We start from the raw sequence: 26,322 nt of genomic DNA, 5'->3' as shown, positions 1-26,322 counted from the left end.
AGCTTCAAATAGTGGTGCAGCCCGGTCCTTCAACTCTTCCTGGGCCCGTCTGCGGGCAGCAACGAATCGCGCTTGCACCTCGGCATCCGCCTCCAGGAGCTGCCTGCGCACTCCGCGCCACACCTCTTCGGCTATCTCCGCGGGGCGGTCATCAACAGGTTCGCCAACTCTGGCCTCACCCACTCTCGGGAAGCTCACCCAGACGCAGCTGACGTCGGCGGTGCCCTGGCTGGCAACACGCCGCGCATAGGCAACAAGAGCCAGATCATGCTTGTCCAACTCCTCAGCCAAGCCACGACACATGAACGCATATGCAGCTGCCCTGCTCGCGGCCACAAGCACCACGCGATCTGGGACCCAGGCCGCTGCTACAACCTGAGCGTGCCGCACTCCAGGTTCAGAAGGCCACGCTTGACACGTTAGACCGCTCGCTGCACCAACAAACTCATGTTCCTCGACAGTCCGCGGCGGGTTGTGCCCATGACGCTCTTCGCCCCTCATACCGCGACGCTACCCGGAATCGATCCTGGCCCGTATCGTCCAGGCCCAGACGCTTCGCTGTGAACCTGTAATTCCGACTGGGAGAGGCACGCCGAGTAAGTGAGGTTTGGGATCTGGACAACCGCATCAAACCCACTCTCGATGCCATGGAGGGCATTTCCGGCCTGCGCCCGTGGCAGGGCACGCGGCGACCGGCCGACGACCAGGTCGATGACAGACGGGCCATGAAACGGCAGCCGAAGCCCCGTGAGGAACCTGGAGCACGCATCGACGTCTGGCTGATCGACGCGGATCCGCAGTCATAGGCTGAGTGTTCGCTTGGTTCGCCAGGTCAGTCATCCCGGACGAACCTGACGGTCTGTGCGTCCAAGTCTACCTTGTCGGCCTTCCATCCCGCGTCGAGGATGGCTCGAGTGACGGCGCTACCTTCGTAACTGTGCCAATGCGCCACGTGGTTGCGGCAAGAGCTTGGAAGAGGGAAGCCCAGGACTTCCTCCACTTCAGCAAACGTCACTGAGACAGAAGGGGAGGTTCGCGTGCGTAGCCACCGGTGGAGAGCGGCGTACTTGCCGGCGTATGAGGCCTTTGCGAGAGCAGAACCAGTCGACGAGGTGCCAACGAGAGGCGATGTCGTCCTCCCATCCTTCGCCGCTAGTACAACCCGGAGTGCGGCAGGACGCGAGCCGAGGATCCCTTCTACGCCTGCAGCGCCCTGGGCAAGGACTCGCACGTCTTCCGCTGTCCAAACGAGCACGTTTGTACCTGGCCGGTCCACGAGTTGGACAGCGAACCTTCGCAGGGATTCGTCCTTGTCGCTGTCTCCCGCCAAGACGATGACACCCAGTCCGACTCCGGCGTCCTGCAGATTGAGCAGGTCACCCTTCACATGCTTGCGCGTTCGCCAGCTTGACTCGATTTCGAAGCCCACCACGGGAATCGCAGTATCGAGGCCCGGCACCTCGCTGGGTGGGGCCCAGGTCCACACGACGTCCAGCCTGCCGCCCCTGACTGGATACTCCGGCACTACGGCAAACCCGAAGCTCTCACCGACAGACGAGAGGAGTCGGGTGAGTTCACGGTTCAAGTCACTTGCACCCTGCTGCTCAGTCACCATCTCGTGAGTATGGCCCTCACCGCCCACACATAGCGCCTCCGCCTCCTGCCCTATGTTGGCCCAGCAGGTGATCTGGCGGCGGCGGACGGGCAGCGCCTTTCCACCGTGATGGGGCGGGCAACTGGTCGGCGCAGCGTCGTAGGGTTCAGCGCCACTTCGTGCTTTTGGCGGTGCCCGGTGTTCACCAGACCGCCCTCGTCAAGTTCCGAGCAGTCTGGCGATGCCTTCCTCGTCGGTGAGCACCACGCAGGGGACGCCCTCGCCTTCTTTGCCTGGTGGATCGCCGCGCATGAACCAGGCAGAAATCGTTTCGCCCGAGTCCAGGCGTTTTGCCAGCCGGCGGGCCAGGCCCTTATTCACGTGCCCCACCTGCAACCTCTCGCCCGGTCGGCCCTCCGCGTAGACGGCAACGGCGTGGGGGTCGTGCTTGTTGTCAGGATCACGCACGAGGAATGCAGGTTTGCCCGGGCGAGTGTCCGCTGCCTTGCTCTCGTAGTACGCGTTACCGCGCACCTTGAAACTGAGCAGCCCGTGAGCGTTCAATGTCCGGTTGGCCGCTGTGACCCGCCTACCGGTTGGGGCGTGCTCAAAGAATCCGTCACGAATTCGCACCGGCAAATGCCCGTCACCGCCCGGTACCAGCAACTCGACAGCCTCTTCCGCGCTGAGATAGTGCCTCTCCTCAGGCGGGGTCGGGCGGCGATTCGGCCCAGCCGAACGCTCCACCGTGATCACGACTTTGGGTGTTGGCCGCTCGGCAGGTGATGGGTCGGCTAGCCCGACCAGTCGGCGCAACCCGTCAAGTAGTCCCATGCTCACCAAGGATGCCTGTGAACAGGCGGACGGACAAGGGCGAGTCCACGAAGAGCGCACCGATCCAGTCCCGCCCCAGACGTGAGCTGGCTGGTCGGCGTTCAACCGCAGAACAACGAGTGCGCGTCATTCCGCCGTCTATCGGACACACTGGCTAGTTGCCTCCTGCCGCAGGGCTGCGTCTTGCGCGAGCATCGGCACCTGTGGCGTCACAGCGGTCTGTCCCATACGGCAAGATGGCGGACATGAACGCGATCATCGCCGTCAACGTTCAAGTGCCGGCGTCCGCAGCTGCAGCGATCATTGCCGATTTCGCCGAACACGCCATCCGAGTTGCCTACATCGCTCGGCGGGACGTAGGTCGGCTGCCCGAGGCAGAGTGGCGCGTTCCAGGAATCTACGTTTTGATCGCGGACGACGGTTCCCGCAGCGTCTACGTCGGCAAATCGACTGACCTCCGCTCTCGTGTCATGCAGCACAAGCAAGCCAATTCACACGTGCCGGGATGGTCGCGCGCGGTGCTCGTTAAACGCGACACCAGCAATGGATTCACCTCTGCGGACGTGGGCTACCTTGAGGGGAGACTCTCCGCCGAACTCGACGCGATCTCAGGAATCGCTGTAGTCAAAGGAAAGACCGACGGCGATGCGACCCTGCCTCCTCACATGCAGATGTCGCTGGACTCCTTGCTTTCCTCGATTCTGGCAGCCGTTCGACTCGCGGGAGTCGACACGCACAGGCAGGACGTAGATGAGCAGCACCCCTCTCCGGTCACCCGAACACAGATTCCTGGAACAGTTGCGGACCTCCTCGCCTACGGGCTGCTACATGCAGGCGCACAACTGCACTGCACTCGTGCGGGCAAGCACGGCGTTGGCACTGTCGCCCCGGATGGACAAATCCTCGTGAATGACGTCGGATATACCGCTCCGTCGCTGGCTGCCGGAATCTCGCTTGGTGCTACAAGTTCGGCAGGGTACGGAGGGTGGGAGATCTGGCGTGTTGGCTCTCCCACCGGCCCAAAGTTGGCCGACCTGCGCGCTCAACTTCCCAAGAGCTAGAACGACTCATCTTGGTGCGTCCTAGCGCCGCGAATGCAGTGGCCGAATTGGCTCATGAGCGCCCGACGTGAACGAGCCTGGCAACCCCATTCAGCGTATGCCAGGAACCCGGCTCGATCGTCGGATGCGCCGCCTGGCGAGCCCACAGTAGAGCGTTCAAAGGTAGCCTCGGCGCATGCTCGAAGATGTATCTGCGCTCAACCAGATGGTCACCGCGCTGGTGCCCTCCTTGTCCAGGAGCCTGGCCGAGCAGTTCAACGTCTTCCATGTGATGCACCACGGCACGCACGAGAAGCAATTGTCAAATGTGTTCGCGTGGTTGCTAGACGCCGACGGGACACACGAACTCGGCGATGCGTTCCAACGGCTCTTCGTTGAACGCGTGAATCGTCACCTCGCCGACGCGAACCAGCTCCCAGTCGGCGGATATCGCATCACCCAGGAAGTCGACACCTCCAGCCACGAGGACGTCAGCGGCGACATTGCCGACATCGTGCTCACGAACGAACGCGCGAGCGTTGTGGTGGAGAACTACGAGTGGTCCGACGGTCATGGCCACGGATATGACCGCTATCTCGCCCACGGTGCTGCCGGTGGTCGGCAGAGTGTTGTGGTGTTGCTCTGCGTTCGGCACGTCAGCCATCTCCTGACAGACGGTTGGGAGAAGTCCGTAGTCGTGACGTATGCCGAGTTGCTTGAGAGCCTGCAGACGCACATTGCTCACGACAGGGCGTGGCAGCGTGCACACACACGTCAGGGCTTCTTCATCAGCGAACTTGTCCAGCACTATACGGAGGGACCAGGGGTTGTGAGCGGCGAGGATCAGATCCAGTTCATCAAGGCCATGTGTGACACCGGTGAGAGCGCGCGGTACGGCCACCGGCCACTCGAAGCAGCGGCGCAGGGGTTCGCCGACCTGGTGGCGCTCCACGCCAAGCAGCAGTTCGACGAAGGACACAAAACACTGGGCGAGGTGAAACGGGCGCTGAGGCACTATGCCGAGCACACGCTCACTTCTCAGCTCGACATCTCTCGGCCGACTGGGCAAGAGACGGTGGTCAAGACACCGTTCTCTGGCCAGTGGCAGTGGTGCGTGGCGCTCATATGTCCTGACCCTCACCGAAATCTGCACTTGGAATTCGGTCCGACAGCCGTCGTGGAGAATGGACTCGTGGCTGAACCGGTAGTTGATCCCGACTACACGAAAATTTTCGTGACACGTAAAGCAGCCAGCGGCGACGGCATCGACCGCATCCTGCAGTCGGATATCGGTCTCGATGAAGTCCTGAACGGCCTGAGCGATGGTGACGTCCGTCTGCACGATGCCCTGCTCGCGATCAGCAAACCGGACTTCAGCCAGACGCCGCGAGTTCGGAGATCTTGACACCTGACCGCGGAAGCGCGATCCACCCCTCCGTTGCGGCGGCCACCTGGCTCCCGGCCGGGACAGGTTCCACGAGCCCAAGTGCCGCCGCCCGTGCAGTCATGGAGGCAAGGACTGCATCCAGGGCATCGTCCGATGCACGGCAGTCCTCCTCGTATTCACCGAGTTCGAGCCATGAAGCCGCAGACTGCAATTCATCCACGAGCTGGTTGCGACGAGGCTGGGCCTTCGTGCCCTTGTAGCGCTTGTGGTCAAACCCCCACCGGACCAGCGACGCCGCTGGGTACACCTCCGTGATGGGTCCACTACCTGTTCGTTCCACGGCGAGGCCCCTCGCCGCCAATTGCGAGAGCAGGGCTGCACAGCGCATGGTGGTCACGCCTATGCGGTCTGCAGAGACACTGAGCCCCTGAATACCTGGCACCGCTCTCTTCACATACAGGTCAGTCGTGCGGTAAGACAGCCTCCTCCGCCAGTCGGCGGCAAGCCCCGGGTCGACATCCACGTGGTCGTCCTGGTGCTCCACGATGAAATCAACAAACTCGCGGGGCCAACCAAGCGGGCAGTCGATTCCCGTCTTGTGAGCGGTAGCCATTGCTTCGACCAACTCGTCATCGGCGGCTCCGACTACGAGCTTTGAAACGCGCGCCTTCCCTCCAGACCACTCCAACCACGCCACGCCAGTCTTCTTCGGGCTAGCAGCAAGGTCGATTCCGAGCGTCTGCATCCAGCCAGGCTAGTGCGCGGACGTCGTAGGCCCGAGATCATCGAGGAATTCTGGCGCCTAGACCGACAGCGTCTTGACGGTCTTGGACACCTTGCCGTCCTCGTTGGTGAGGAAGACGATCTCGCCGAACTCGATCTGCGACCAGCCGTCGGTGTCGTCGGTCAGGGCCTCCGAGGCGAAGATCGCGCCCGTTGCTTCACTCTCATCGCACGACTCGAAGGCGTAGGTCGTCTCGTCCTTGTCGAAGTTGCGCCCCATCAGCAGGTGCATCGGCTCCAGGAGCATCGAGAGTGAGAAGTCGTCTGTGCCCGGGCCGGACTCGCGCAGCTCCTTCCAGTCACCGCTCGGATTCGTCTCGCCGTGGTGGCCAAGACCGGTGTTGACCCCGATGATGCGGTTCCTGGACACCAGAGCCATCTTCATCTTGGACAGCCCTGGGAGGTCGAGTTTGTCCATGGCTCCGGCGACCAGCCCGACCATCTTCTCGACCGCGCGCTGCACGTCCTCGTCGCTGTCGCCCTCGAGCAGCGAGAGCAGCAGCACGTAGAGGAACTCCGTGTCCGTCGAGCCCTTCATCTGCTTCAGGTAGACGTCCTTGCAGTGCTGCAGGAGTTCCCGCTGCAGCAGCTGCCAGTTCGGGAGGTAGCCGTTCTGGGCGACGATCCACGGGGTCTCGGTGAACGAGAAGGGGTGGCAGTTCTCATCGGTCATCACGACCTTCGAGTCATAGGCAGCGGCCCGCACGTGGGCGAGCATCGTGCTGGCACGCAGGCTCGGGACGGTGCGTGTGAGGTTGTCGTCATAGAAGGCAGCGGTGGGCCGGCGGTAGATGAAGGGGCCCTCCGGGTGCAGGAGGTGCTCGCTCCAGGCGCCGAACCCCCACCCGGCCAGCTGGAGCTCGGGGTGAAGTTCCGGGTCGAGGGCTTGGTTGACCAGGCTGTTCGTGGGCTTGAGGAGCAGGTTCTCCAGCGGGGTCTCTGGCCCGATAAAGGCGAGGACTCGGCACATAGGGTTGTTCCTCCACTGTCGGTCGCTTGTTGATGACTGCCGACACACTACGGGCCGGGCATCGTTCTGGGCCCGGGCGCCCCTGGCAAATCACCGCGCACCTGCGTCATTCCACCGCGAGTCGGCACTGCAGAGGTCGGCTCGCGCCTTGCCGCCAGTCCTGGCCATACACCTCAGCCGCTCGAAGGGTCCGGACGTTGTTGTCCTGCAGCCCGGACTTGAACCGAGTCAGTCGGGACCTCTTGCGAAGTATCCGCAGGTGAGGGAGTGCTCGTGTCCACCACAGCGATGCCGTCGGTGCGCCAAGCCTCAAGGAGGCGTTGATCGCCGGCTGCTGCGACCAGGGACTCGTCATCGACGGCGCCCGCGGCCGCGAAGTGAACCGAGTCGTAGCCCCGCAAACCGTGGGTCCTCGCAGCCCGGGCGGCATCGGCCATGAGCTGCTCGTCGAGTTCCATGATGTCAAGCTCTGACCATAGCGAGGCCATCTGCTTCCGTGCAGCGTCGTGCTCCTCGCTACTGATCCGGCCAAGACGCTCAGCCATGGCCAGTGCAGCTGCTGCCTCGACATTTGTGAGCCGTGTGGTGACCAGCCGGTCCGCGGCATCCCACAGGGCACCGCACGTCTGGGACGTCTGCTCGTCAATGAGCAACGGCACGAAGGCTGAGGTGTCGAGATAGAGGATCATCGCCGCTGCTCTCTCACCAGATCGCTCACCGCCCCAGACGTCTTGACTGGTTTCGGCCTCGACTTGCGGCGTTGACCAGGCGTGATGCGACCTTCGGCGATGAGACGCTCCAGTGACGTTAGCTCCCCAATCGGCACGATCCGGGCCACGGGCTTGCCATGGTCAGTGACCGTGATGGTGTGGCCCTCGCCAACCCTGGCCAGATGCCTGCTCAGCCCATCGCGCAACTCACGAACCCCAATGTCCATCTCGACTCCTATTTGTGGCGCTTTTGCTCGCTTTGAATATCGCCATTCTGCCAGATTCATCTCCTGGCGCCAACCCGGAGCCGGTCTTGCCGGCGGCAAAGTGAGTGCCCACATCACGGCCGTTAAGGTTCCTCTCGGCCTTGCCGACGTCGAGAGGTTGATCAACGCGGTGGACGCTTGCGTCTGTCGAGACCGCTCCTGTGGCTGTGGCCATGCAGCGGCCCAAGACTGGCTATGGACTCTGTCAAACTCCTATCCCGCCCCCACCGCTGAGCAGTAGGTTCACGGCATACGGGGCCGGTGCCTCCGGCTTCTCTCAGTCTGGCCGGCACGCGGCTCCCCCGATCCGCGGCGGCCCTATGGATCGGAGAATGACCATGAAACCCATTCTGCCTGCGCTGCTGACCGCAGCGCTCGCCTCGTCCCTGTGCGTTGTGGCGCTGGCTCCCGCCGCCTCTGCCGAGGAGGGCGTCGGCCAGCCCGGTGAGCACAACGCGATCACCGACGTGCCGGGCATCCAGGTCGGTCAGGTCCAGTCGGACACGGCCCCCTTCCTGACCGGCACCTCCGTGATCTACACACCGGAGATGTCCGTCGCCAGCGTCGACCAGCGCGGCGGCGCCCCGGCCACCAAGGAGACGGACCTGCTGAGCCCGCTCAACTCCAACCCCGGGGTGAACGCGATCCAACTGGGCGGCTCAAGCATGTATGGGCTGTCTGCGACCAACGGCATCATCCGCTGGCTCGAGGACAGGGGCGAGGGCGTGCCGCTGGGCCCGGCCGGCGTCGCACCGATCGTCCCTGCGGCCGACATCTATGACCTCAACCGTGGTGGCGACCCGAAGGCGCGGACTTCCGCGGAATGGGGCTATCTGGCCGCCGAGGCCACAGCAGACGGGCCGGTGCGGCAGGGCAGCGTCGGTGGCGGCACCGGTGCCCGTGGCGGTGGCCTGCGCAGCGGCGTCGGCACTGCGAGCACCTATCTGGGAGACGGGATCTGGGTGGGAGCCATGGTCATCGTCAACCCAGCGGGCTCGCCCGTGGACCCGCTTGACTGCTCGCTTTACGGTGTGCACTTCGGCATCGGCGGCGAGTTCGATGGCTATCAGGTGCCTTCGGCGCAGGAGTGCGCCAGCGAGGAATCCGACGCCGCGCAGAGCACGACCGAGGAATCGCTCAACACCACGATCGCTGTTGTCGCGACCAACGCCCCGTTGGAGAAGGCGGCTGCTCAACGGATGTCCGGCAACGCCCACGACGGCATGGCTCGGGCCATCTCCCCGATCCACACCCTGTCTGACGGCGACACCGTGTTCGCTGTGTCCACCGGCGACGGTGAGGCCCTGCAGATCAACGACCCGGCCGACTCCGGCCAGTTGAACGGCATCTTCAACGCCGGCTCGACCACCCTGTCCCGGGCCATCGCCAAGGCAACCCTCTCTGCGGAGAGCCACGACGGCCGCCTCAGCTATTGCGACATCTATCCGTCGGCATGTGCGGACATGCCCCAACTGGAGGAATGGCGCACCGCCGGTGAAGCACCCGATGTGACCCGCCCGGAGTTCCAACGAGCCAACCGCGCGCTCAAGCAGACGCCGGTGCCAGGCCCCGGCTCCAAGCCACATGCTGCAGACAGTGCTGTTGAGGACCAGGTCGACGGTGCTGCTGCAGCGCCGTTCACCGGTGGTGATGGTGGCAACTCTGCTGGCTCCCCGACACCGACGACGCTGGCGATCGGCTCTGCCACCGCGGCCGGCGCCTTCCTGGTGCTGGCTGGCTTCGTCGCCCTCCGGCGGCGGCGCCCCGAGGCGTTGGCGGTGTCCTAACGCTCAGTGGCCTGCGGCTCTGCAAGGTGGTCGGCGACGGTGGCCTTGGCCTCGTCCAGGACCGCAGACTCCCAGTCTGCCTCGACGAGGCCGAACCGCTCGTCATAGGCGGCGGTCAGTGCCGCTTCCAGTAGGTCGATCGAGACGCTCGGCGCCTCGCTGGCCACCGAGCCGACCGATGCTGGGTCGAACCTGATGCCGAGCGCGTCATAGACGGTGGTCAGCAGCGGTGCGAGCAGGAGTGCGTCGTCAAAGATCACCACCGAGCTGAACAGCCACGCATCGCGCACGATGCGCTGGGCGGTGCCGACCAGTTTCACCTCGCCACGGGCGCTGACCGAGTGTGCACCGGGACAGAACTCCCCCGGCACCTCGCCCACCTGGGACTCGATGCCGAGGTCGCGCAGCACGCCCGCGAGCAGGGCGCCGAAGTCCTCGAAGCGCGCTGTCATGCCGGCCTGGGCTCCGGGGTCGTGCTGCACGTGGTCCAGGATGAGCGTGGCCGAACTGCACGCCACGGCACGACCGCCCGCTGAGCGGATCACGGGGGTGAATCCCGCGTCATGGCAGGCAGCGGCCGCCGAGGGAAACCCTGGGCGGTTGGCATCGCTGCGCCCGAAGGCGACCATCGGTGTGGGGCGGAAGATCCGCAGCGCGTCGTGTTGAGGACCGCCACGGCTGGTGCGTCGGAGCAGCGCATGCGAGGTCGACATCTCCAGGGCCGGATCGGCCTCGGCCACTCGTCCCCGGATCAGCTCCACCCGAGCAAGATACCCGCCCTCCGTCTGCACCCTGCCTCGGCCGCAGCGAGCGCGCCAGGCCTGACCCGGTCAGCGTGTCCGCGGCGACGTCGACCTGGGGGACTGCTGCTAGCCGACCAGTCGTCGCAGGGCGTCGGTGAGTTCATCGACCCCCGGGGCCTGGCCGCCGCGCACCGTGACGGCATGCAGCATGACGCCGTCAAGGTGGTCGACGACCCGCTCCGCCGCCCGCTCGCTGTCGACCACTCCGGCTGCCGCGAGGCCCTGCTGGGCAGCAGCTCGGAACCGGCGGTGCCCGGGGACGAAGCGCTCCGGCCAGGCGACGAACAGGGTGAACCGCACCCGGACCAGATCCTCGTGGTGGACGACGAGGTCGACCGCGAAACGAGCCACCCTCGCCAACAGCTCCCCCAGGTCCTCGGTCGGAGTGAGGGCACTCGCGGCCACGGTCAGCTCGCGTGCCTCGATCCGCTCGGCGAGCGCCTCGATGAGGGCGGCTCGGGACCTGAAGAGGTTCGAGGCCGAGCCCACCGGCACTCCGGCGGCGCCGTCCACGGCTCGGTGCGTGAGCCCGCGCAGCCCGTGCTCGGCGACGATGTCGATGCTGGCGTCGGCCAGCACAGTCCGACGGTCTGGTGCGGGAGCCTCGTTGGTCATGTCACCAGGATAGCTGGATCACTACACCTGTTGTTGTGAAGACTACATCCGTAGTATCGTGGTGTCATGCATCGCGTCACCATCGTCGGGGGCGGCATCGCCGGTCTCGCTCTCGCCGCCACACTCGACCCGCAGCGCTGCGAGGTGACCGTCGTCGAGGCCCGGCCGGACCGTCCGCCCGCGGGCACCACGCTGGGCATGTGGCCAGCGGCGATGGGCGCGCTGGAGACCGCCGGAGCGGCGGACGCCGTTCGGCACCACGGCCTGCCGGTGGACAACCTGACGGTCCAGGACGTGGACCGCCGCCTCATCGCGCGGACCCCTGCCCCTGAGGGCGTGCTGGTCAGCCGCCCCGACCTGCTGGCAGCACTCCGGTCCGCTGTCCCGGGCTCGGTCACTCAGCTGACGCGCACGGTCACTGACCCGGCGACGCTCGCACACGAGACCCGGGCAGACCTGCTGGTCGGCGCAGATGGTGTGCACAGCGTTGTCCGGCGTGCCGTCTGGCCAGAGACCGGGGCGCGCAGGGTCGGCTATCTCGCCCTGCGCGGGATCTCGCCGGAGCCGGTCGCAGGCATGACCGAGCTGTGGCACGAGTCGCGGATCTGCGGGCTGTCCGCCACCGCCGACGGCCAGACAAATTGGTATGTCTGTGGCCGGCTCTCCGAGCCGTGGCCCACCCACGAGGGTCTTGGCAGGTCGGCAGAGACCTTCGCCACCTGGGACGACGCGCAGGCGCATGCGGTGGCGGTGGCCGCCGCGAGACGTTTCGGCCCGGAAGCCGGGGCGGTGATCAGCGCAACTAACCCGGCAGGAGTGCTGCGGCAGGAGATCTGGGTGGTCCCACGACTGCGCTCCTGGCGCGGTGACCTGAGCCTGCGTGGGCTGGAGGTCCCCTCGGTCCTGGTCGGGGACGCCGCTCACGCGATGTGCCCCAATCTCGGGCGGGGCGCGTGCGAGTCGTTGGTGGACGCGGCCGCCCTGGGGCGAGAGCTCAACGCCGTGCCGGTGGGAGGGAGCCTGGACGAGGCGCTGGACTCCTATCAGCGACGTCGGCGGTCTGCCGCCCGCCGGGTCCAGGTCGCCTCCCGTGTCGTGCTGAGCCTGTCCACCTTGAGGCGCGGCCAGGGGCTGCGCAACGCAGCGCTCCGCGCGGTCAGTCGACCCAGCCCCACCGACGACACCAGTCAGCCGGCGACCCCAGTCAGCCCGTGACGTCGAACTCCAGCCACAGCGGATAGTGATCGCTGATCCGCCAGGACATCTGCGAGCGCGTCAGGTCTGAGCCGGTGAGCACGTGCGGGACGAAGTCGACGTTGCCGCCGGTCTGGGTGAACTCCAGACCCTCGAGCCGGGAGACGGTCCGGCCGTCGGCCAGCGTCGGTGAGAACCAGCTGATCTGGTCATAGAAGTGGTGCTCGTGGTCGTCGTCGAAGATCGTGCGCGGCACGTCGTGCAGGACGGCGGGCGGATAGAGCCCGGTGGCGAAGAACGCCTGCCACAGCGGGTCCTCGTGCCGGTCGATGTTGAAGTCGCCGAGCACCATCAGGTTGCGGTTCCAGTCCTTGGGTCGGTCGGCCCAGCTGCGCATCCACTCGGCAAACGCGGTCAGCTCGGGCAGCCGGTCCTCGGGGCGTTTGCCCCACAGCACGTGCACGGTCGTCAGGATGAACTCGACGCCGCCGCGCACGAAGCCAGCCGCATAGGGCGTGCGCGCGAACTGCTTGACCTCACCATCGGCCTGCGGCGGGAGCACGATCTCCCCCACCAGGCCGGAGGGCTGCACGCGGGTGCTGTCATAGACATAGGCCAACCGCTCGTCGTTGCCCTGATCGCCCTCGGTCACGTCCGAGGCGATGACGCGATAGTCCTCCCCCAGCAGTGCCAGCACGGCAAACAGCGCCGAGGTGTCGCGCCGCACCTCCTGGATCGCCGTGACATCAAACCGCCTGATCACCTCGGCGAGCGCGGCCAGGGCGTGCCAGTCGCGCTTCGGGCTGTCGCCGGCCTCAGAGGTCCACTTGTCGGTATAGCTGCTGAGCACCCGAATGTTCCACGTCCCGATCAGCAGGTTGCCCTCGGACTTGGCGACCACCTGCTCATCGAGTGCGGCCTGCAGCCCGGCCAGGTCGTCGGCGACGTGGCCCGGCATCGGCGATGGCGGCCGCACGTCGCTCACCGCGCACCCCCGCCGCCGGTGACGTCGAGGGCCGACCGCAACCGGTCGGCATACGAGGTCATCTCGCCGTCGGCGTAGGTCGTGCGCGGCCAGAAGAAGCCCCGCAGCCCGTCGCCCTTGGTGCGCGGCACGACGTGCACGTGCAGGTGCGGCACCGACTGGCTGACCGTGTTGTTCAGGGCCACGAACGACCCCGTGCTGCCCAGGCCGGCCTTGACCGCGGCGGCCATCAGCCGGGCGCCGGCAAACACCGGCTCGAGCAGCTCATCGGGCAGGTCGGTCAGCGTGACGACGTGCTCGCGCGGGCAGACCAGGACGTGCCCCTTGAACACCGGGCGCCGGTCCAGGAACGCGATCACCTCAGGGGTCTCCAGCACGATCTCCGCGGGCTGCTCACCGCGGATGATTGCGCAGAACTGGCAGGGGCGCTCCGGCACGCCCCTCAGCATGGCAGAAGACGCCCGCCGCCGGTTCCTCAGCGTGTCGCTAACTGAACATGGCGCCGAACACGAAGACGGAGATGAGGAGCGCCCACCCTCCGGTCAGGCGACGCCCTGTCGGCCGCACCGGCTGACCGTCTCGCGGCAGACCCAGGAGGGGATAGAGCAGGAGCGCCACCCCGCCACTGCCCCACGCCAGCCAGAACCAGGCCCACCGGGTCGCGCGCCGTGGTGTCGGACCGGTGAACAGGATGACGAGCCCGACCAGCATCAGCAGCATCATCGTGAAGGAGACCCAGGTGGCCACCCACCAGTCGCCCCAGTAGCCGTGGGAGCCAGCGTTGTAGCCCTGAGTGGTGATGCTCAGGTCGCCACGCGCAGCCGCGTTCAGGTCAGCTCGCAACTCTGCGGCATCGCCCGGCGTGGGGCCCCACCGCGACTGCTGCGGGACGTGGGTGTGGCGGTCCAGGAGACCGTCGTGCCACAGGATGTGGGCGTAGGCGACGTCGATGTCCTCGGTGACGACCGCGGGCGGCGGCAGGTCTCCCACCAGGTGGACCTGAGTGACCTCCCCCGAGCGCAGCGCGTCGTGCAGGTCCTCCGTGCTGGCTGGTCGGACCGCGGTCAGCGCCGCGCCGATCACAGCAACGCCCAGGACAACGAGCAGGACGAGGCGGAGAACGCCCCACTGACGGGGCACGGCCCCTGCCGGTGCCTCGTGCCGCTGCGGCGTTGCAGTCCCCACCATGGCCGAACCCTACTGCTTCAGCGCACCACGCGCAGGGGAACCGACCATCGGTGCGGGGCCTAGTCCTGCTCGAGGTTGCTGGCGACGTCCCGCAGGATCGCCACGGGCCTGTCGATGGAGTCCAGGTTGCCGCCCTGCAGGATCAGCGTGACGCCGTCGGTGACGAGCTGGCACTCCTGGACGTGAGCCTCCGTCTCCTGGTCACTGTCCTGCATGGCTGGGTTGGTGGCCCGCAGGAGGCACTCGACCGTGCTGCCGTCCTCGGCGGTGTCGCCGCGCTCGACCCACTCGAAGGGCGTCTTGGTCCTCATGGACTCCGCGAGCGCGTCGCTCTCCACAGCGCTCCACAGCGACGGGGACTCATCGGCGACCGCCCAGACCGTCACCCGGGTCTCGAGCTCGTCGTCGGCGTAGGTCTGCGCTGCCGCCGGGGCACCTCCGCGGCTCGCGCTGAGCAACTCGGCGGCCTCGGCGCGCCCTTGTGCCAACAACTCGTCAGCCGGTCGGTCCGACACCTCCTCCATGACCACGTCCTGCAGGCGCAGTCCGTCCGCCGTGTCCGGGAGGGCGAGCTCACCGGAGGTGGAGGCCGCCGATCCGTCAGCGCTCCACCCCAGCCCCACGAGCAGGCCGACGGCCAGCACGGCCCCGAGGACCGTCCCTCCGCCCGCAGCTAGCCAGGTCCTCCCGCGTGAAGGTGGTGTGTTCATGGTCCTGCTCCCTGAGGTCGGTGATCGTTCTGTCCATGCGACGGGCGATCAGGCCATCAGGTTCCCAGACTCTGTTCAGTTGGCGCCCAACTGATCCAGCAGGAAGGCGACCTCGAAGGCCGTCTCCCGCCACGCGTCATACCGCCCCGTCTTTCCGCCGTGCCCGGCCACCATCTCGGTCTTGAGCAGCACTGGCCGGGTCTGCGGGTCGCTGGTGACGGTCTCGCGCAGACGCGCGACCCACTTGGCCGGCTCGACGAAGAAGACCCGGGTGTCGTTGAGGCCGGTGGTCGCCAGGATCGCCGGATAGTCGACGGCGCGGATGTTTTCATACGGCGTGTAGGTCCGCATGTATTCGTAGACGTCGCCGGACTCCAGCGGGTTGCCCCACTCCTCCCACTCCCCCACGGTCAGCGGCAGCGAGGGGTCCAGGATCGTGGTGAGGGCATCGACGAAGGGCACCGCGGCATGCACCGCGCGGAACTTCTCCGGCGCCAGGTTGAGCACCGCGCCCATCAGCAGCCCGCCAGCCGAGCCGCCCTCTGCCGCAAGACGATCGGGAGCCACCCAGCCTGAGGAGACCAGCTCGTCGGCACAGGTCACAAAGTCGGTGAAGGTGTTCTTCTTGTGCTCCATCCGGCCGTTCTCATACCAGCCGCGCCCCATCTCGCCGCCGCCGCGGATGTGCGCGATCGCATAGACGACGCCGCGGTCGAGGTAGGACAGCCGGGCCACCGAGAAGTAGGGGTCGACCGAGATCTCGTAGGAGCCGTAGCCATAGAGCAGCCCGGGCGCGGTGCCGTCCGGGCTCACGTCCTTGCGCGCGACCAGCGAGATCGGCACCTGGGTGCCGTCCGCCGCGGTCGCCCAGAGACGGTGCTGCACATAGTCATTCGGGTCATAGCCGCCCAGGACCGGCTGGCGCTTGAGCAGGGTCAGCTCACCGGTGGCCAGGTCGACGTCATAGACCGAGCGCGGGGTGACCAGCGACTCGATGACCACCTGCAGACTCGCGGTGTCATGGGCCGGGTTGTTGCCGGTGTCGATGCTGTAGACGACCTCGTCGACCGGCACCTGATAACCCTCGCCCACGCCGGTCTCGCTGGCGGCGTCGAGCGGCAGGATGCGCACCTGACTCAGGGCGTCGCGGCGCAGCGAGACGGCCAGGTGGGTGGCGAAGGCGTCGACCCCGACGATCCGCTGACCGTCCTGCCCCGGTATGACGCTCGTCCAGTCCGCGGACGAGGTCGAGTTGAGCGGGGCGCGGGCGAGCTCGGAGTCCTTGTGAGACTTGTTGTGCACGATCCACAGGTCGTCACCGGCGACCTCCACGGCATACTCCACGCCCTCCTCACGCGGGGAGACCACGCGGAACTCACCCAGGGGGTCGGTGGCCGGCAGGATCCGGTATTCGGAGGTGTTCTTGGTGCCCAGGCCGATCATGATGTGCGTCTCGTCGCGGGAGGTGTCCAGGCCCATCCAATAGCGCTCGTCGTCCTCCTGGAAGATCAGCGTGTCCTCACCGCTCCCGCCGATCTCGTGGCGCCAGACCTGGTGCGGTCGCCAGGCGTCATCGACCCGGGTGTAGAACAGGTGGCTGCCGTCGGCGGACCAAGCCAGGCCGTAGCCGACGCCCTCGATCCCCGGCTCGGTGACAGTGCCGGTCGCCAGGTCCTTGATCCGGACCGTGAACCGCTCGTCACCGCTGGTGTCGATCGAATAGGCCACCTGCATCCCGTCGTGGCTGACCTCGAAGGCCCCGAAGGCCAGGAAGGACTCGCCCGCTGCCTCGGCGTTGCCGTCCAGCAGGATCTGCTCGTGGGCCGGCGCTCCGCCCGGCTCGAGTTGGGGGCGCTCCGGGCTGTCGGTGAGCGCGATCCGCGAGTGGATCGCATACTGCTGGCCCTCGACCGTGCGGGAGTAGTACCACCAGTCACCGTGCCGCACCGGCACCGACAGGTCGGTCTGCTGGGTGCGGGACTTGATCTCGGTGAAGACCGCGTCGGTCAGGCCGTCCAGGTGGCTGGTCCGCGCCTGCGTGTAGGCGTTCTCCGCCTCCAGGTGCGCGATGACCTTGGGGTCGTTCTTGTCGCGCAGCCACTCGTAGGGGTCGTTGACGCTCTCGCCGTGGTGCTCCCGCAGGTGCTCGATCTTGGTCGCTGCCGGAGGGGTGGGAAGTTGACTCACCCGCCCGAGGCTATCTGGCCACCGGGCAAGGATCCCAACGAGATCCGTCGCCCCCCTCCTCTCCAACGACCGAGCGCGCCGTGTGGCGAGAAAACTTACGACCGAGCGCATGGGGCGGCGAGAAAACTCACGACCGAGCGCATGGGGCGGCGAGATTTGGCGCCACCGAGCGCACGGTGTGGCGATCAGTGGACGGGGTCCTTGCGGCCGATCGGCAGGAAGTGGATCACGGTGACGATGATGGCGCCCCAGATCAGGCCGAGGATCGCGGAGAAGAAGGTGTTGGTCAGCCAGGCGAGGGCTCCCTCGATGGCCGGGATCCAGCCGCCGACGATCCCCTCGAGGTGGTGCACCCAGTCATAGATCGGGGAGAAGCCGAGGTCGTTCATGCCGACCAGGATGATGTGACCACCGACCCAGAGCATGGCGACGATGCCGACGGTCGAGAGCACGCTGAGCACGATCGGCATCGCCTTGACCAGGCCCATCCCGATCTTGGTAGAGAACTCGCTCTCGTTCTCCGCCAGCTTCAGGCCGATGTCGTCCATCTTGATGATGAGGGCGACCGCGCCATAGACCAGCGCCGTGATGGCGAGCGCCACGACGATCAGGATGATGAGCCGGCTGACGAACGGCTCCTCGGTCACCTCGTTGAGGGCGATGACCATGATCTCTGCAGACAGGATGAAGTCGGTCGTGATGGCGCCGCGCACCATCTTGTTCTCCTGCTCCGGCCCTTGCTCAGCGGCAGGCGTGTCCTTCTTCTTCTTGTTGTGCCCAGCGATGATCTCGTAGACCTTCTCTGCGCCCTCAAAACAGAGATACGTGCCGCCGAGCATGAGGATCGGCGTGAGGGTCCACGGCACAAACTGGCTGAGCAGCATGATCGCCGGGAGGATGAAGAGCAGCTTGTTGCGGATCGAGCCGATCGCGATCTTCTTGATGATCGGCAGTTCACGATTGGGCTCGGCGCCGGTGACATAGCGCGGGGTGACCGCCGCATCGTCGATCACCACGCCCAGGGATTTGGAGCCAGCCCGTGCAGCGGCCGCGGCCACGTCGTCGACGGAGGCTGCCGCGATGCGCGCGATCGCTGCGATGTCGTCCAGCAGCGCGACCAGGCCGCCGGCCATCAGCGCACCCCCGCCCGGGTCGGGGCGGTCAGGGCAGCGGCACGGCAGGTTGTCGTCGACACAAGACCCAAGGTTAATGGCAAATCCGGCGCCGGATTGCGTTCCCAGTTGGTGAGCACACAACACCCCTAGGCTGGACGAGTGAGTGAGCCTCCGATCGCGCCCCGCCTCGTGCTGGTCCACGGCACCCGCATGGACGCCTCCGAGTGGCAGGCCTATCCCCCGCTGCTGCCGGAGACCGAGGTGGTCGCGGTCGACCTGCCGGGACACGGCTCGCGGGTCTCGGAGGAGTTCACCGGCGACGCGGCGGTGGCGACGATCAGGGCCGCCGTGGACGGCGCCTCCCCCGGTCAGCGCGTCGTCCTGGCCGGCCACAGCCTGGGTGGTTACCTCGCCATGCTGTATGCCGACAGGCACCCGGGCACGCTCGACGCCCTGGTCCTCATCGGGTCCAGTGCGGAGCCGGTGGGTCCCCTGGCCGGGCTCTATCGCCGCTTCGCCGACCTGCTCCCGCTCGTGGGGGCCGAGCGGATGGCGCGCGCCTCCAATGCGGTGATGCGGCGCTTGGGCGCCGGTGAGCACCCCCTGCCCGGAGCTGAGAGCTATGCGGCCCTGCCCGCGGCGTGGCAGGTGGTCTTTGACGAGTGCCGGGCCAGCCTGTTGGAGCATGTGAAGTGTCCGGTCTTCCTGGTCAACGGTCAGTTCGACCAGATGCGGGTGCATGCGCGGCGTTATGCCGAGGCCGGGGCCGACACGCAGGTCGTCACCGTGCCGCGGGCCACCCACCTGCTGCCGATCACCCATGCTGACCAGGTTGCCGAGGTGCTGCGCGAGGCGCTGGCCGCGGGGGACGCGTCGGCTGAGGCTTGGGGCGTGGACTTCTGGCTCGACCCGACCTGTCCACTCACGCGACACACGGCGCGGTGGCTCAAGCAGGTCGCCGAGCAGGTGCCCCTCGAGGTCACCTGGAGGGTGATGAGCCTGTCCGTGCTCAACGAGCACCGCGAGGACGATCCGGAGGGAGACCCCGACGGTTATCTCTGGATCCCGGCCCGCATCGCCACCGCTGTCCAGACCGGGCACGGGAGCGAGGCACTCGGCGCGTTCTACGAGGCGTTGTGGACCACGCCCGACGGTGCCGAGCGCTCTGGGGAGGACCCCACAGGGGACGGGGAGCAGTCACCCGACCAGTCCGCATACGGCACTGAGCACGACTGGTTGGCGGACTTCCGCGCCGCACTGGCGCGGTGCGGGCTGCCAAGTAGCCTGGCCGACGCCGGCACGTCCACCGAGCACGACGAGGCACTGCGGGCCTCGCACGGAGAGGGTGTCAACCTCATCGACACCGAGCTCGGGACACCGATCCTGCGCCTGACCGCACCCGATGGCACACGACGGGCCTTCTTCGGGCCAGTGCTGGATCCCGTCCCCGACGAGGCAGAGTCACTCACCGTGTGGGAAGCCCTGACCGCCCTGGTCGGCGCGCCGTCCTTGCGCGAGCTGAAAGGCTGAGGAGATGGCACCGGTGACAGACCCGCAGCAGGCAGAGGTGATCGTGGTCGGCAGCGGGTTCGGCGGTGCCGTGGCCGCCGCCCGGTTCGCGCAGGCCGGCGGCTGGGGCGGCGGGTCGCTGGCCTATGCCAATGTCTTTGCTCGACCGTTTGACCAGATGCTCGAAGACCGCTGGCCCCTGCACATGAGGCGGGGAGCTCTCGACCCCTACTACGACCTCGCCGCGCACATGCTGGAGGTCACGCCCACCACGGATGATCCCCGGACGGGAGGTCCTGCGCCGCGCACCGCCCTGATTGAGGACTTCATGGCGCGCAGCAACATCCCCGAGGCCACCGCCCGCCCCAACCTTGCCGTGACCTTCGGTGACCCCGACCAGTGGCGGCCCAACATCCACGGGGTCCCGCGACGCGGCTGCGCGTTTGTCGGCGAGTGCGTGCTCGGCTGCAACCATGGCGCCAAGAACACGCTTGACACCAAACTATCTGGCGGTGGCCGAGTCGGCCGGCGCGCAGGCCGTCACCGACGCGCAGGTCGACCGGATCGAGCAGCGGGGAGGTGGCTATGCCGTGATCGCCTCGACACCCACGGATCCGCAGGCCGGGACCCGCGAGTGGGTCGCGCCCAGGGTCGTGCTGGCTGCCGGCACGGTCGCCACGACCGAGATGCTGCTGCGGGCTCGTGACGTCCACCGCACCCTGCCGGGCCTCTCCCGCCGTCTCGGTGAGGGGTTCTCCGGCAACGGCGACTTCCTGACGATGGCCGAGCTGCGCACTGGGCGCAGGACCGCGGCGCCACCGGCGGACCTGCGCACCGGCCCGACCATCACCACCACGTCGGTCATGGACTTCCCCGAGGGCAGAGGGTCCGTCTGGTTCCAGGTCCAGGATGGCGCCATCCCGCCGGCGCTGCGTGACCTGCTGGACACTCTCATCCCCGGGCAGCGCGTGCACAGCTGGTGGAACGGCGTCCGCGGCCGGGACCCGCGCAACACGTTTGCTGTGCTCGCCATGGGGCGTGACTCGGCCAACGGCATCCTCGGGCTGGACGAGGACGGCGACGCGCTGCTCACCTGGCGGACCCGCTGGCAGGCTCGCCTGCACCGCTCACAGCTGAGGGTCAGCACGGTGCTGTGCAGGCAGCTCGGCACCCGGGTGCGCAATCCGCCCAACTGGTCGCTGCTGCGCCGCACGATCACCGTGCACGCGCTCGACGGCGTGCCGGAGGGGCCTGACCACGAGACCGGGGTCGTCGATGCAGCCGGAGAGGTCCACGGCTATCCGGGGCTGCTGGTGATGGATGGCTCACGCCTGCCGGCCGCGGCCGGGGTCAATCCCTCGGCCACCATCCTGGCTGTCGCGGAGCAGTCCGTGGAGGCGGTGATCCGGCGCTCCGGTCAGCCGGACTGGCGGGCTCCGGAGTGGGAGGCAGTGGTGGCGGCAGCTGTGCCGGAGGACGCACCGTTCGCCGCGATGGCTGCGCGCCGGGCCGCGACCGCCGGGGACGGTGTGCTGTTCCGCGAGCGCATGCGCACCCCGGACGACTCGGTGGTGCTGACGCTCGGCGCGCAGGTGCGGAGCATCGATCTCTTCCTGGCCGACCCGGCACACCCCATCACGATCGTCGGTGAGATCGACGTGCGAGGTGTGGTCAGCAACGCCCCGACGGAGGGGACCCTGTCCCTGTTCCCCGACGGTCGTGCTGTCGCGATGGCCTATGCCCTGCGCTTCCGCGATGACGCAGACCAGCCGTGGGAGTTGTCGGGGACCAAGACCATCCGCTCCCGCGTCCCCACGGTGTTGCTGCACGACCTCACCACGCTCGACACACAGATCCACCCGGTCGATGGTGGACATCCCGAGAGCCGCCACGTGCTCTCAATTGAGCTGCCGGACCTGGCCCGGTTGGGGGCGTCACTGCGTGGGCAGGGTTTCACGCGTGCGCGCCGGGTGCATGCGCTGGCCCGCTTCGCCGGGTTCTTCGCACGCTCCGCCATGAGCACACCCGCAACTCCCCCACCCACGAAGCGCCGTCAGAGGGTCGACGCGACAAGGGGCTGACGGCTGCCAGAGCACCCCGCATCGTCCACCGCCTCGAACGCGCCCCTTGACGCCCACGTCTGAGCTGCCCCTTGGCAGGGCGCTGCCTCGAGACGGGTGGGTGAGTCGTCAGGTGACTCACCCACCCGTCCCCGCCTCCCTCTGTCCTCCGCCGCTTCGCCCGTGCCTTCAAACGATTGCCGTCAGAGCTTGACGCCGACTGCGGTCAGCAGCTCGCGCATGGCCTCGCCGAAGTCGCGTTGCTGGCCGATCTCCCGACCGGCCAGGGACTGGATGCCACCGTGATAGGTGCCATCGACCTTGCCCGGGGTGCCGACGAACAGTGCGCGACCGGCCATCAGGGACTGCGTCGTCGGGTCCGCGGCGACGCCCTGCTGCGAGTCCTGCAGTTCCTGGAGCTGCTCGGGGCTGAACGGACCCCCCTTGGCGCTGCCGACGCCGGCGATGATGTGCTTGGTGCCGTCGACCTCAAGGGTCACGTGGCCGACCGTCGAGTTGGCTTTCGCCGTGATCTGGTCGACCGGGGCGTCGAAGAAGACTCCGCCCTGACCGGTGAGCCACACCCGCCCGGGCAGGACGCCGAGGATGACCGGCTCCGACTTCGAGGTCAACAGTTTCGGGAAGCGATAGGCGCCCATCAGGATGGGCGCGTTCTGTCCAGCAGTCATGACTTCACGCTAACAAGCCTCGACGCGCAACCCCACTCGTCACCGAGCAGTCCCCCTACCCCCGCACGAGGCAAGACGCACCGTCTCCCGTCGTGCTGACCCGGGCACCGGTGACCGGTTCTACACGACGGGAGCCACGGCATACGGCTCAGCTGCCGACGGCAGCCGGTCCCAGCAGGGCCTTGATGTCGCCGAAAAACTCTGGTGACGCCGTGACGCGCAGCGTCGGGTCCAGGCGCAACAGCACCTGACGACCCGGCTGGGTGAGCTTGACGTGCACCTCCGTGGAGCCGGGGTGCTGGGAGAGCACGTTGCGCAGCTTGTTGGCCAGCCCGTCCGTCGCCCGGGTCAGCGGCATGGTGAGCAGCACCGGGCCGCGCGGCCCCTCCTTGATCTCCGGGATGGTCAGGTCCTGGGCGAGGATCTCGGTGGTGTCCTCGCTGCGCTTGAACCGGCCGCGGATCACCGCGACCGTGTCGGGCGCGAGCATCGTCGAGACCGTCATATACGACTTGGGGAAGAAGACGCACTCGATCGAGCCGACCAGGTCCTCCAACTGGACCCGCGCATACGGATCGCCGTTCTTGGTGCGCTTGAGTTGCACCGAGGTCATCAGCCCGGCCACCGTGACGAACTCGCCGTCCTGCGGGCCGTCCTCGCTGACGACCTGACCGATCGTGGCGGTCGCGTTGGCCGTCAAGATGTGCTCGATGCCGTTGAGCGGGTGGTCGGAGACGTAGAGACCGAGATATTCGCGCTCGAAGGCGAGCTTGATCTGCTTCTCCCACTCGATGTCCGGCACCGGGGGCAGCGTGACGATCTGCACGTCGGGCTCCTCGCCACCAAACCCGCCGAAGAGGCTGTCCTGGCCGATGGCCTCCTGCTTCTTCTCCTCGGCGAGAGCGTCGACATAACGCTCGTGCACGGTGACCAAGCCCTGCCGCGGGTGCTTGAGCTCGTCGAAGGCCCCGCCCTTGATCAGCGACTCGATGGTGCGCTTCTGGCAGACCACGGCCGGGCACTTGCGCAGGAAGTCCTCAAAGGAGCTGAACTTGCCCTTCTGATCGCGGGTGACCACGACGGCGTCGACGACGTTGGTGCCGACATTGCGGATCGCGGCCAGCCCGAAGCGGATGTCCTTGCCGACGGCGGCGAAGTTGGCGATCGACTCGTTGACGTCGGGCGGCAGCACCGCGATGCCCATGCGCCGGCACTCGTTGAGATAGAGCGCCGTCTTGTCCTTGTCGTCCCGGACACTGGTCAGCAGCGCCGCCATGTATTCGGCCGGGTAGTTGGCCTTGAGGTAAGCCGTCCAGTAGGAAATGACGCCGTAGGCCGCGGTGTGCGCCTTGTTGAACGCATAGTCGGAGAACGGCACCAGCACGCCCCACAGCGCTGCAACGGAGGCCTCGTTATAACCATTGGCCTTCATGCCGTCAGAGAAAGGAATGTATTCGGCGTCGAGCACCTCCTTCTTCTTCTTGCCCATCGCGCGTCGGAGCAGATCTGCATTGCCCAGCGTGTAGCCCGCGAGTTTCTGGGCAATCTCCATGACCTGCTCTTGATAAATACACAAACCGTATGTATTCCCAAGAATGGGTTCGAGCGCCTCGACCATCTCTGGCTGCAGCTTGCCCTTCAGCTGCGGGTCGAGCGGGACAACTTCCTGCTTGTCGTTCTTGCGCAGGGCGAAGTTGGTGTGCGCGTTCACGCCCATGGGGCCGGGGCGATAGAGCGCGAGGGCCGCGGAGATGTCCTCGAAGTTGTCGGGCTGCATGAGACGCAGCAGTTGGCGCATGCCGGAGCCGTCCAGCTGGAACACGCCAAGAGTGTCACCGCGGCCCAGCAGCTCGTAGGCCTTGGTGTCGGTCATGTCCTTGGACAGGACGTCCAGGTCGATGTCCTCGCCGCGGTTGAGCTTGATGTTGGCGATCGCATCGTCCAGCACCGTCAGGTTGCGCAGGCCCAGGAAGTCCATCTTGACCAGCCCGAGGCGCTCACACGTCGGATAGTCGAACTGGGTGATGACCTGGCCGTCCTGCTCGCGGCGCATGATCGGGATGACGTCGATCAGCGGCTCGCTGGACATGATGACGCCGGCCGCGTGCACGCCCCACTGCCGCTTCAACCCCTCCAGGCCCGTCGCGGTCTCGAAGACCTGCGCGGCCTCCTGGTCGGTCTGCAGCAGCTCGCGGAACTCGCCAGCCTCGCCATAGCGCGGGTGCTCCGTGTCGAAGATCCCGGACAGCGGGATGTCCTTGCCCATCACGGCCGGAGGCATCGCCTTGGTGAGCTTCTCCCCCATCGCAAACGGGAAGCCCATCACCCGGGCGGCGTCCTTGAGTGCCGCCTTGGCCTTCAGCGTGCCGTAGGTCGCGATCATGGCGACCCGCTCGTCGCCATACTTCTCGGTGACGTAGTGGATCACCTCGGAGCGGCGCCGGTCATCGAAGTCGACGTCAAAGTCGGGCATCGACATGCGCTCGGGGTTGAGGAACCGCTCGAAGATCAGCCCGTGCGGGATCGGGTCCAGGTCGGTGATGCCCATCGCGTAGGCACACATCGAGCCGGCACCGGAGCCACGGCCCGGTCCGACCCGGATCTTCTGGCTCTTGGCCCAATTGATGAAGTCGGCGACGACCAGGAAGTAGCCCGGGTAGCCCTTGCCGAGGATGACGCCCGTCTCATACTCCGCCTGCTTGCGGGCATAGTCCGGGATGCCCTCCGGGAAGCGCTTGTGCAGCCCGGTCTCGACCTCCTTGACGAACCAGGACGTCTCGTCCTCCCCCTCCGGCACCGGGAAGCGCGGCATGAAGCGCCCCTCGCCCTCGGTGAAGGAGACCTCACAGCGCTCAGCGATCAGCAGGGTGTTGTCGCACGCCTCAGGCAGCTCGCGCCAGACGTCACGCATCTCCTCGGCGGTCTTGAGGTAATAGCCGTCGCCGCCGAACTGAAAACGGTTGGGGTCCTGCAACGTCGCCGCGGTCTGGATGCACAGCAGCGCGCTGTGCGCCTTGGCATCCTCCTTGTGCGTGTAGTGCAGGTCGTTGGTGGCCACGATCGGCAGGCCCACGTCCTTGGCCAGCCTCAGCAGGTCCTGCCGGGTGCGCCGCTCGATGTCGAGCCCGTGGTCCATCAGCTCCAGGAAGTAGTTCTCCTTGCCGAAGATGTCCTGCATGTCCGCGGCATACTGGCGCGCCTCATCGTATTGCCCGAACCGCAGCCGGGTCTGGATCTCACCGGACGGGCAGCCGGTCGTGGCGATGATCCCCTGCCCATAGGTCTCCAGCAGCTCCCGGTCCATGCGCGGCTTGAAGTAGTAGCCCTCGAGAGACGCCAGCGAGGCCATGCGGAAGAGGTTGTGCAGCCCGTTGTTGTTGCGGGCCCACATCGTCATGTGGGTGTAGGCACCCGAGCCGGACACGTCGTCACGGCCACCATCGCCGTACTTGACCCTCGAGCGGTCCGTGCGGTGCGTCCCCGGCGTGACGTAGGCCTCCAGGCCGATGATCGGCTTGACCCCCGCCTTCTGCCCCGCGCTCCAGAACTCGTGGGCGCCAAAGATGTAGCCGTGGTCGGTCGTGGCGATGGCGGGCATCTCCAGCTCTGCGGCCCGGTCGAACATGTCGGTGATTCGGGCAGCACCGTCGAGCATCGAGTACTCGGTGTGGTTGTGCAGGTGGACAAAGTTGCCGGCGGAGCTGGGTGCAGTGGACATCGAGTTGATTCTAGGTCGCCGCGGGGACAGTCCGAACTCGGCTCACCGGTGCGCGACGGCGCCCGTCGATGACCTGCGAGAACGCCTGTCACACCCGTCCCATCAGGCACACGCACCACACAACGACGGCGTATGCCGAGGCGCCAGGACTCCCTGTCCGGCACCTCCCCGTGGGGCA

The 26,322-nt window shown here is 66.9% G+C and carries 23 protein-coding genes; 7 read left to right on the top strand and 16 right to left on the bottom strand.

Going from position 1 to position 26,322, the window contains the following annotated elements; translation table 11 throughout:
- Positions 1-832: 832 nt before the first annotated feature.
- Together NF556_RS07950 and NF556_RS07945 are read right to left on the bottom strand one after the other, a co-directional pair.
- Positions 833-1,615: a DUF7662 domain-containing protein gene (locus NF556_RS07950; RefSeq protein WP_252595099.1), complete on the bottom strand. Its 783-nt coding sequence runs from the start codon at positions 1,613-1,615 to the stop codon at positions 833-835.
- 198 nt (positions 1,616-1,813) lie between these two features.
- On the bottom strand, positions 1,814-2,428 hold the full coding sequence (locus tag NF556_RS07945) for an HIRAN domain-containing protein (protein WP_252595097.1): 615 nt from the start codon (positions 2,426-2,428) through the stop codon (positions 1,814-1,816).
- A 245-nt stretch (positions 2,429-2,673) separates the two neighbouring features.
- Here NF556_RS07945 and NF556_RS07940 point away from each other — a divergent pair, with 245 nt between their 5' ends.
- Positions 2,674-3,489 carry a restriction system modified-DNA reader domain-containing protein gene (locus tag NF556_RS07940; RefSeq protein ID WP_252595095.1) on the top strand — a complete coding sequence of 272 codons (816 nt, stop codon included), beginning with the start codon at positions 2,674-2,676 and terminating at the stop codon, positions 3,487-3,489.
- Positions 3,490-3,664: 175 nt separating this feature from the next.
- Positions 3,665-4,873 (top strand): PD-(D/E)XK nuclease family protein, encoded by a 1,209-nt coding sequence (locus tag NF556_RS07935; RefSeq protein ID WP_252595093.1) that lies wholly within the window; start codon positions 3,665-3,667, stop codon positions 4,871-4,873.
- Here NF556_RS07935 and NF556_RS07930 read toward each other — a convergent pair.
- The 4 genes from NF556_RS07930 to NF556_RS07915 form a co-directional block, all read right to left on the bottom strand.
- A complete protein-coding gene (locus NF556_RS07930; protein WP_252595091.1) occupies positions 4,842-5,600 on the bottom strand; it encodes a DUF429 domain-containing protein in 759 nt (252 codons plus the stop codon). The genes NF556_RS07935 and NF556_RS07930 overlap by 32 nt on opposite strands.
- Positions 5,601-5,657: 57 nt before the next feature.
- Entirely contained in the window at positions 5,658-6,608 is a 951-nt protein-coding gene (locus NF556_RS07925; protein ID WP_252595089.1) for a class II glutamine amidotransferase, read from the bottom strand.
- 173 nt (positions 6,609-6,781) lie between these two features.
- Positions 6,782-7,297, bottom strand: coding sequence for a type II toxin-antitoxin system VapC family toxin (locus tag NF556_RS07920; protein WP_252595087.1), 516 nt, complete (start codon positions 7,295-7,297; stop codon positions 6,782-6,784).
- Complete coding sequence (locus tag NF556_RS07915; protein WP_252595085.1) at positions 7,294-7,545, bottom strand: type II toxin-antitoxin system Phd/YefM family antitoxin; 252 nt, start codon at positions 7,543-7,545, stop codon at positions 7,294-7,296. Before NF556_RS07915 ends, NF556_RS07920 begins: the two co-directional genes overlap by 4 nt.
- A 371-nt stretch (positions 7,546-7,916) precedes the next feature.
- On the opposite strand from NF556_RS07915, the gene NF556_RS07910 reads away from it, so the two are divergent.
- Positions 7,917-9,371 (top strand): P1 family peptidase, encoded by a 1,455-nt coding sequence (locus NF556_RS07910; RefSeq protein WP_252595083.1) that lies wholly within the window; start codon positions 7,917-7,919, stop codon positions 9,369-9,371.
- On the opposite strand, the gene NF556_RS07905 is transcribed toward NF556_RS07910, so the two are convergent.
- Together NF556_RS07905 and NF556_RS07900 are read right to left on the bottom strand one after the other, a co-directional pair.
- Positions 9,368-10,132, bottom strand: coding sequence for a lipoate--protein ligase family protein (locus tag NF556_RS07905; protein WP_252595081.1), 765 nt, complete (start codon positions 10,130-10,132; stop codon positions 9,368-9,370). The genes NF556_RS07910 and NF556_RS07905 overlap by 4 nt on opposite strands.
- 108 nt (positions 10,133-10,240) lie before the next feature.
- Positions 10,241-10,789 carry a TetR/AcrR family transcriptional regulator gene (locus tag NF556_RS07900; protein ID WP_252595079.1) on the bottom strand — a complete coding sequence of 183 codons (549 nt, stop codon included), beginning with the start codon at positions 10,787-10,789 and terminating at the stop codon, positions 10,241-10,243.
- Positions 10,790-10,855: 66 nt separating this feature from the next.
- Between NF556_RS07900 and NF556_RS07895 the strand changes: the two genes are divergently transcribed.
- Complete coding sequence (locus tag NF556_RS07895) at positions 10,856-12,004, top strand: FAD-dependent oxidoreductase (RefSeq protein ID WP_252595077.1); 1,149 nt, start codon at positions 10,856-10,858, stop codon at positions 12,002-12,004.
- On the opposite strand, the gene NF556_RS07890 is transcribed toward NF556_RS07895, so the two are convergent.
- The 6 genes from NF556_RS07890 to NF556_RS07865 all read right to left on the bottom strand — a co-directional run bounded on the left by NF556_RS07890 (position 11,994) and on the right by NF556_RS07865 (position 18,186).
- A complete protein-coding gene (locus NF556_RS07890; protein WP_252595076.1) occupies positions 11,994-12,968 on the bottom strand; it encodes an endonuclease/exonuclease/phosphatase family protein in 975 nt (324 codons plus the stop codon). The two genes, NF556_RS07895 and NF556_RS07890, sit on opposite strands and share 11 nt — an antisense overlap.
- Positions 12,965-13,405, bottom strand: coding sequence for an HIT family protein (locus NF556_RS07885; protein WP_252595074.1), 441 nt, complete (start codon positions 13,403-13,405; stop codon positions 12,965-12,967). Before NF556_RS07885 ends, NF556_RS07890 begins: the two co-directional genes overlap by 4 nt.
- A gap of 49 nt (positions 13,406-13,454) precedes the next feature.
- Positions 13,455-14,156, bottom strand: a complete 702-nt coding sequence (locus tag NF556_RS07880; protein WP_252595072.1) for a hypothetical protein — start codon at positions 14,154-14,156, stop codon at positions 13,455-13,457.
- A 59-nt stretch (positions 14,157-14,215) separates the two neighbouring features.
- Positions 14,216-14,866: a P1/P2 acidic ribosomal protein gene (locus NF556_RS07875; RefSeq protein WP_252595070.1), complete on the bottom strand. Its 651-nt coding sequence runs from the start codon at positions 14,864-14,866 to the stop codon at positions 14,216-14,218.
- A gap of 75 nt (positions 14,867-14,941) precedes the next feature.
- Positions 14,942-17,053 carry a S9 family peptidase gene (locus tag NF556_RS07870; protein ID WP_252595068.1) on the bottom strand — a complete coding sequence of 704 codons (2,112 nt, stop codon included), beginning with the start codon at positions 17,051-17,053 and terminating at the stop codon, positions 14,942-14,944.
- A gap of 185 nt (positions 17,054-17,238) precedes the next feature.
- Positions 17,239-18,186, bottom strand: a complete 948-nt coding sequence (locus NF556_RS07865; protein WP_252595067.1) for a DUF808 domain-containing protein — start codon at positions 18,184-18,186, stop codon at positions 17,239-17,241.
- A gap of 141 nt (positions 18,187-18,327) precedes the next feature.
- On the opposite strand from NF556_RS07865, the gene NF556_RS07860 reads away from it, so the two are divergent.
- From NF556_RS07860 to NF556_RS07850, 3 genes are read left to right on the top strand one after another with little or no spacing between them, the layout of a single operon-like run.
- Positions 18,328-19,698: an alpha/beta fold hydrolase gene (locus tag NF556_RS07860; protein WP_252595066.1), complete on the top strand. Its 1,371-nt coding sequence runs from the start codon at positions 18,328-18,330 to the stop codon at positions 19,696-19,698.
- A gap of 4 nt (positions 19,699-19,702) precedes the next feature.
- Complete coding sequence (locus tag NF556_RS07855; protein ID WP_252595065.1) at positions 19,703-20,383, top strand: hypothetical protein; 681 nt, start codon at positions 19,703-19,705, stop codon at positions 20,381-20,383.
- A complete protein-coding gene (locus NF556_RS07850; protein ID WP_345780149.1) occupies positions 20,364-21,758 on the top strand; it encodes a GMC oxidoreductase in 1,395 nt (464 codons plus the stop codon). The genes NF556_RS07855 and NF556_RS07850 overlap by 20 nt, the downstream gene beginning before the upstream one ends.
- A 182-nt stretch (positions 21,759-21,940) precedes the next feature.
- Here the strand turns inward: NF556_RS07850 and NF556_RS07845 are convergent, their stop codons facing one another.
- Both NF556_RS07845 and dnaE read right to left on the bottom strand, forming a co-directional pair.
- Positions 21,941-22,426, bottom strand: coding sequence for a hypothetical protein (locus NF556_RS07845; RefSeq protein WP_252595064.1), 486 nt, complete (start codon positions 22,424-22,426; stop codon positions 21,941-21,943).
- 148 nt (positions 22,427-22,574) lie between these two features.
- Entirely contained in the window at positions 22,575-26,144 is a 3,570-nt protein-coding gene (gene dnaE / locus NF556_RS07840) for a DNA polymerase III subunit alpha (protein WP_252595063.1), read from the bottom strand.
- Between the last annotated feature and the right edge of the window lie 178 nt (positions 26,145-26,322).

Source organism: Ornithinimicrobium faecis (genome assembly GCF_023923225.1).
GTDB classification, from domain to species: Bacteria; Actinomycetota; Actinomycetes; order Actinomycetales; family Dermatophilaceae; genus Ornithinicoccus; species Ornithinicoccus faecis.
Note: the sequence above shows the minus strand (reverse complement) of the source record. Positions and strands in the feature narration are given on the sequence as shown.